4 protein-coding genes are annotated in these 7,633 nt (G+C 60.6%); all 4 read left to right on the forward strand.

All coding sequences use genetic code 11. The features are described from left to right. The first annotated feature begins 94 nt into the window (after nt 1-94). The 4 genes from E0L17_RS09555 to E0L17_RS09570 all read left to right on the forward strand — a co-directional run bounded on the left by E0L17_RS09555 (nt 95) and on the right by E0L17_RS09570 (nt 7,312). A complete protein-coding gene (locus tag E0L17_RS09555) occupies nt 95-3,577 on the forward strand; it encodes a SpaA isopeptide-forming pilin-related protein (protein WP_167931006.1) in 3,483 nt (1,160 codons plus the stop codon). A gap of 114 nt (nt 3,578-3,691) precedes the next feature. Beyond that, the gene (locus E0L17_RS09560; protein WP_167931007.1) at nt 3,692-5,116 is read left to right on the forward strand and encodes a SpaH/EbpB family LPXTG-anchored major pilin; all 1,425 of its coding nucleotides are present in this window, start codon (nt 3,692-3,694) and stop codon (nt 5,114-5,116) included. Between the two features lie 155 nt (nt 5,117-5,271). Next, entirely contained in the window at nt 5,272-6,342 is a 1,071-nt protein-coding gene (locus tag E0L17_RS09565) for a class C sortase (protein ID WP_167931008.1), read from the forward strand. After that, entirely contained in the window at nt 6,335-7,312 is a 978-nt protein-coding gene (locus tag E0L17_RS09570) for a class C sortase (RefSeq protein ID WP_167931009.1), read from the forward strand. The genes E0L17_RS09565 and E0L17_RS09570 overlap by 8 nt, the downstream gene beginning before the upstream one ends. The last annotated feature ends 321 nt before the right edge of the window (nt 7,313-7,633 follow it).

Consider the following 7,633-nt stretch of genomic DNA (forward strand, 5'->3'; position numbering starts at 1 on the left):
AACTTGCCTACATGTGATTTGAAAATGCGTCTCAGTCTATGGCACGCGACGAAGCATGGACGCATTGGCGCTCCAAAGGCATGGAGGTAGGCGGATGAAGGTACGGAGAAGAACGGCGCTCGGAAGGGTCGCCTCGCTGGTGGCGTTTGCCGCGGTGACACTGTTGCTCGGGCTTGGGGTTGCTCCGGCCGCGGCGTGGGCTGACGCTGCTCAGGACGATGGCATCGTAGTCAACCTCCATGACTACGACCGGTCTGATGGTCGGGGAAAAATCAATGACAACCGCCATGCCATGAAGTTCGGTGACGCGAATGACAATACCTTCAACGAGTACACCCACGGCAATCAGATGTTTGCCGAGATCGTTCAGAGAAAACTGTCAGACGATGGGTACCCGGTCCTTAACAATCTGACGACTCGCTCTACCCAGAGCCTCTCCTATCTGTTTGGGGGAGGAGGATCCAACAGGTTCTATATTCACAACTACCAGAACGTGACCGGCCTTCTCCAGCGCGATGGCGATGGCTACTACTACTTCGACAGCTCGCAGAACTACGCTCGATATAGCGAGCGATCTGAGAGCTTTATCCTGACGGAGGACCCGAGGACGGGCGCGGCGAGCGTCCCCCAGTTCACCCCGTTCGACGATAGGTCGAAGACAAGTAACTTCAACTATTCCTTCGGCCTGGACATCTCCGCGACCTTCTACATGCCCGAGTACGAGGGCGAGGCCGGCGTACTATCCAACGGCGAGGACATGATCTTCGACTTCACCGGAGATGATGATGTCTGGGTCTTCATCGACGACGTGCTCGTGCTCGACCTCGGCGGCATTCATGACGCAACGAGCGGAAAGATCAACTTCCGTACCGGCGCGATATCTTACGATGCCGAGCCGTATCGCGGCGAGAAGGGTCAGCACTGGACTGGGGCAACCGGTGTTACGTATGGCTCCATCGAAGAGGCCTTCGCCGCTGCAGGCAAGACGTGGAACGACGACCCGTACGCCACGCACACCATCAAGTTCTTCTACCTCGAGCGCGGTGACGGCGGGTCCAACTGCCGCATCCGCTTCAACCTCCCGACCATTCCCGACGGCTCGGTCGAGATCGAGAAGGACGTAACCTACTCCAACCTCAACGATGTCTCGGACATCGACTTCACGTTCAACGCTTACGTCGACTATGACGGGGACGGCAAGGACTACCAGCTCTACACCGGCACCTATGACGTGTACGAGGACGGCGAGCGCGTGCAGGATGGGCTCACGGCCGAGAACGGTGTCATCAAGCTCAAGGACGGCCAGACCGCCCGACTCATCACGTCGGACAACCCCGACGGCTCGCGCATCACCCGCCAGAGCCGCTACTACGTCGTGGAGACGGGCGCGACGAGCGACAAGTACGAGGTGGAGATCAACGGCACCTCCGCTTCGTGGGAAGACGGGTCCGTCAACGGGGTCAAGAGCCCTGAGTTCGTCGTGAACCAGACTGCCCACGTGACGTTCGAGAACTCAATCTCCGCGGAGAACTCGTTCAACGTCGAGGTCAAGAAGGACGGCAAGGTGGAGGATGGCGACGTCTTCTACGCCATGGTGATGATTGGCTCTAGGCAGTACGAGGGCGTGTACTACCTCTACGATTCCGATGACGATGCGTCGGGAGAGCAGAGGACGACCAACGGCGGCCTCATCGAGCTCATGGCCGGTCAGCATGCTGAGATTCGGGGGATCGTTGGCGGCAACACGGTCACCGTTTACGAGGTGAACGCGGATGGAATGGCGTTCAGCGATGAGGACTATCTCGAGCCGACGTTCTCTATGGAGAACGGTAATGGCAATCCCCTGAAGGGCGATGCATCAAGTGTGGAGGACGAAGTCGGCCGGAAGGGGATTAAGAGCGAGACGAACGAGGGCAAGGACCTTGGGGCAAATCCTGTCATAAAGGTTGTCATGACAAACACCTTCAATGGCGTTGAGTTCCAGATTCCGGTTCTCAAGGCAATTGACGGGCGCGACTGGAACGAGAGCGACAGCTTTGAATTTGAAATCGAGCCAGTTGCTGTTAAGGATAACAAAACCGGCAAGACCGTCGAGTCGATACCGGCGGATGAGATGCCCATGCCGGAGTGTGACGGCAAGGTTCAGTCAACGCTTGTTATTGACAATGATGATGAGCTGACGCAGAGCGATTTTCCGGAGTTCGATGACGTAGATCCCGAGACGTGGAATATGCTCAGAGGCGGCTACTTCTGCCCGATTACCTTTACTGATGGTGGGGAACTCCAGGAAGGTTATACCTACTACTACCAGATAACTGAGAAGCAGGCCGACGGGGAAACGGACTTGGTCTACGACGAGACGACGTATCTGGTGGGCATTACCGTAGAGCCGCGCAGTGATCCAGATGGACTTTGGTATCCCTTCTATGTCTCGCTGAGGCTCTACAGTCCGTTAAATGACGACAGTGCATCTACGTACGGAATATCAGTTTCGCCTCGTCCGTTCGTAAACCGCTATGTGTCCCTGACATTTGCAGGCCTTCAGGAGACCAAGCAAGTTGTCGGTCATGATGCGGACAAGGGAGATTTCAACTTCACCGTGACGGCGCTTGCCGATGAGGCAACGGGTACTACTGCTGCCCAGGCAGCCGAACTTGCTGGTCTCTCTGTTCTTGCTGGCGAGCTCGGTGGCACGTTTAACGATAATGTTCTGACCTTCAGCAACGCAGATCCGGTTACCACGACTGAAGCTCGTACGGTCCGCTCCGCCAATGAGTTGACGCTGACGGCCGCAAATGTTGGCCACACCTATGTGTACGAGTATGCGGAGGTTCTCGGCGAGGACAGCAAATGGCATCAGGAAGAGGAGACCACTTGGCGCGTCTCTGTTGCCGTGAGCTGGGTCGATGAGAACGCGAAGGACGACATCCAGGCGGTGCTGACGCTTAAGAAGAAGGTTGGCGACGGCGAGTGGAAGGATGCAGGGACTGCGACCTACAAGTCCTCTGACGCAGAGCAAGCTGAGCCGTTAACGGTTTCCTTCACGAACGTGTATAACGTCTATAACCTCGACATCTTCAAGGGTGAGCTTGGTAAGGATGATAGTGGAGATCCCATTGCAGATCCCAACAAGCCTTTGTCAGGCGCCGAGTTCACGCTTTACAGCGATGAGACGTGCAAGAACGAAGTCGCAAAGGGAACCACGAGCAACGGCGAAGATGGCGTGATAAAGGGGCATGTCATTCTCACTGGACTTGAGGAGGGAAGTACCTACTACCTCAAGGAGACAAAGGTTCCCTCGGGCTACCAGCTCCTCGACCAGACGATCAAGATCGAGGTTCAACGAGATCAGGCGATCTTTACCATTCCTGGAGATGAAGACGAGGATCCGATTACCGAGACGGTCCCGCTTAACAAGGACACCGCTACGTTTAGTTTCTCCGTAGCCAACAAGCCCAACCCTGACCTCCCATCATCTGGCTCCTCTGGTGCAATCCTCATGATGTCAGTTGGCATTGCGGCAGTCGTGCTCGGCGGGGCTTACCTAGCGAGAAGGAAAGGCCTGCTCCGAGGCTAGAGGCGACGACTCATCAGCAACTCCCGCTCGGCAATACCGGGTGGTGTTGATAGGGAATTAGTTTAGCAATTTGTGGGCAATGCCGGCGGGGGAGTCGGCGAAAGGAGAAGAGAAATGGCTCACATCAAGAACAGGCTGAGGGGGCTGCTAGCTGCATTCGTGGCGCTCGTTGCCGCTCTCGCCATCGTCCCGGGCGTGGCCCAGGCCGAGCCTACGCCGTGGACTGGCAGCGAGACCAAGACCATCACGGTTAGCAACCTCCAGCCGGGTGACGTGGTGACCCTCTACAAGGTCGCTGACGTTCAGCTCAACGGTGACAACACCACCACACTCGTCATCCAGACCGGCTTCGAGCAGAGCACGGTTGACGCTTACCTCGACGCCGCTGGCTCTGAGACCGCTCAGGACGTCTGGGGGGACCGCGGCGACGCGACTCCGTTCGGTAACGCTGCTACGGTCCAGGACGGCCAGACCTCCGTCACCTTCAGCAACATTGACGCCGGTCTCTATCTCGTCGACGTCGTCCCCGCAGACGAGTCCGTAACCTACCAGCCTACGATCGTCGCCATGAGCCCGGTCGCCGTCGATGGCACCACTGACTGGACCTTCGATGACGCCTATATCGACCTCAAGAAGACTACCGAGACGCTCGACAAGAAGATTACCGGCGGCGCTGTCGAGTTTGAGCAGAATGGCGGTGAGCTCGGTTACGCCATGGTCGGCGACGAGGTCACCTTCCAGGTTACCTTCGAGATCAACGCCAACCAGAGCGAGTTCGTCCTCACCGATACCATGAGCACCGGCCTCACCTTCACCGGTGCTGAGGACGTCGTGCTGTACAAGAACGGCCAGCCCGTCTCCGCCGAAGGTGTCTACGCCGTCACTGGCAACGAGGGCGCCCAGTCCTTCACGGTCACCTTCGATACTGATTGGCTCCAGGAGAAGAACACCAACGGCACTTCGGTCAACGCCGGTACCTACACCATCGAGTACAAGGGCCTCATCACTCCTGCCGCCACGCTCGACGGCGTGACCAACAAGGTCACTTCGACCAATAACACCGAAGGCGACACCGTCACCGTCGACTTCGTCGGCTTCGACATCGTCAAGTACGGTGACGCCAACAAGAACAACACCTACGAGGAGGGCGAGGATCTCCTGACCGGCGCCGAGTTCGCGCTCTACTATGATGAGGAGTGCAAGCATGCCGTCTACAAGAAGGACGGCACGACTCAGGTAACCCTTCAGACCGTCAACGGCGAGGCTTCTACGGACGCCGACACGCTCCTCAAGCCTGGCACCTACTACCTCAAGGAGACCGCTGCCCCGTCCGGCTACCAGATCGTGATCAACCCGATTGAGATTAAGGTCACCACTGAGGGCGGCACCTTCTACATTCCCAACGTCGCCTCCACCGACCACGAGGGCATTGAGCTGCCGACCACCGGCGGCATGGGCACCGTTGCCCTGACTGCCGCCGGCGTTGTTCTTGTTGCCGGCGCGGCCGCCTTCATTGTCCGCTCCCGCAAGGAGAACTAGTCGCTGATTCGCGGCCATTTCGGTCGTGACTAACGAGCTAGGCGACCCGGCTCCCCAGTGAGGGGGCCGGGTCATTGTTGCGCTTGTGCGGCAGCTTACAAAGTGTGTCCCTCGATTGACGATTGATACGTTTTCTGGAACATTAGGAGGCTCTTATGTCCGCGCTTAGGGGAGAGATAAAAAGGGGGCTCCCATCGCGGCGAGGGGTCTTCGTTGCGCTTCTTGCACTTCTCGTTGGGATGGGCTGTATTGCGTATCCGTTCGTGAGCGATGCCCTGAACCAGGCACGGGAAAAAGAGATTGTTGATACTACTATTCAGAGTGTCTACAGCACCGACGAAGCCACCCTCGCTGCCGAGCGCGAGAAGGCCGTCACCTACAACCAGCAGCTCCTCGACGGTCGCGCTGTGGTCACGGACCCCTTCGATCCCGATGCCGAGCGTCCCACGGATGAGGACTACGACAACGTCCTGAACCTCTCCGGCGACGGGGTGATGGCCACCATCAACATCCCGAAGATTCACGTCGAGCTGCCCATCTATCACACCACGGACACCGACGTGCTCGAGCATGGCGTCGGGCATCTCGAGGGCACCTCCGTCCCCATCGGCGGCGAGTCGACGCACTGCGTCCTCTCCGGCCACACCGGCCTCCCCTCGATGAAGATCTTCGACAACCTCGACCAGCTTGAGGTGGGGGACTACTTCGTCATCTCGGTCCTCGGCGAGGATCATGCCTATCGCGTTACCTCCGTCGAGGTGGTCCTCCCCGATGAGACGGACTCCCTCGTCATCGAGCAGGGCCGCGACCTCTGCACGCTCGTCACCTGCACTCCGTACGGCGTTAACACCCACCGCCTGCTCGTCCATGCGGAGCGCTGCGAGCTGCCCGCGGAGTGGCTCGACAAGGGCGACGCCGACTTCCCCTCCGGCTACACCGAGCCGCCCGACAAGGCGCTGCTGCCCTCCGTCCTTCTCGGCCTGCTTCTCGCCGCGCTGGTGATCGGCGCCTACGTGCTCGTGTCCAAGCTTCGGTCCCGCGGGCGCGGCGGCTCGGGAAGCGCCCCGGCTTCCGCGGGTCGTCCCACGCCAAGGCCGACGGGCAGGCACTTCGCCGGCCAGGGTTCCGGAGGCGGCGAATCGGCCGGCCCGGGACGCGCCGTCGGCGTGAGGCCCGTCATCCCGCGTGACGGTCGGAGACGTGACGGGAGGCGCTACCGTGGCTAGGCACCTCGCCCAGGGAACGCCCGGCCCCGAGGGGCCCCGTAGGCGGCGGGGCGGGGTGGCGCCCCTCGTGGCCGCGCTCGTCCTTCTCGCCATTGGCGCGTGCCTGCTCCTGGCGCCGAGCGTCTCGGCGGTCATCGAGCAGGGGCGCGTGGAGCAGGTGGTCGAGGAGTCTCGCACGTCCGCGACCGTGTCCGACGAGGAGGATCCCTCCGCTGCCGCGGAAGACGATGGGGACGCCTTCCGCCCCAAGGAGGGCGACCCCACCTACGAGTCGCTCGTCGAGTACAGCGAGCGGGTCCGCGAGGGCACGGGCGACGAGGTGAACGACCCCTTCGCCTTCTCTGGCGACGAGCTGGCCGCGATGGGCCTGCCTGACGGCATCGTGGGCTCGATCGACATCCCGGCCATGGGCGTCACGCTGCCCATCTACCTCGGGGCGACCGAGGCCAACATGGAGCTCGGCGCGGCGGTGGTCGCCGGGACCTCGATGCCCGTCGGCGGGGAGCCCTCCAACTGCGTGATCGCGGCGCACCGGGGGGTCTGGCACGGCGTGCAGATGTTCCGCGACATCGAGCTTCTCGAGGTGGGGGACACGATTACCATCACGACGGCCTGGGACGAGCTCACCTACCGGGTCTGCGAGATCCGCGTCATCGAGCCGGACGACGTCGACGCGCTGGCCGTCCAGGAGGGCAGGGACCTGGTCACGCTCTTCACCTGCCATCCCTACGCCGTCTCCTCGCACCGCTACCTGGTGTACTGCGAGCGGGTGGAGAACGACGAGGCGCAGGAGGGCCCGGGCGCCGTCGAGCGGGTGGTCGCGGCGTTCATCCCGGCGGAGTCGACCGGCTCGCCCGCGCTCGAGGTTGAGCGCTGGCTGCGCATTGGCGGGCTTGCGCTGCTGGTCGTGGTGCTTGTTCTGCTGGTGGCCACCATCGTCCGGAGGGTACGCGGCCGGGCGGGGCGGTAGCGTCCGCGGGCAGCGCGTTCTTCTCGCCGGGCGGCCTTGACCTGCCCTATTCCCGTCTTTTGGTGAGACGGACGAGAAGATTATATAGTATGACATTGTATTAATGTTGAATCATAACAACCTAAGAACTTCCTTGCATCTTGAGATAGGCTGTGATATAAAGTAACTGGTCGTCTCGTAAGAGGGGGCTATCAAGGGCCGGGGGATCCCCCCGGCATTTTTGTTATTACGGGGCGGTCATCTATCGCGACGCGCGGCCTGACGGGTACCGCATGCTGCAGGTCGCCGACTACGTCTGCGGCGTGGAGCTGGCGGCGCTGA

This window comes from Olsenella sp. SW781, from assembly GCF_012027725.1.
Taxonomy (GTDB): domain Bacteria; phylum Actinomycetota; class Coriobacteriia; order Coriobacteriales; family Atopobiaceae; genus Thermophilibacter.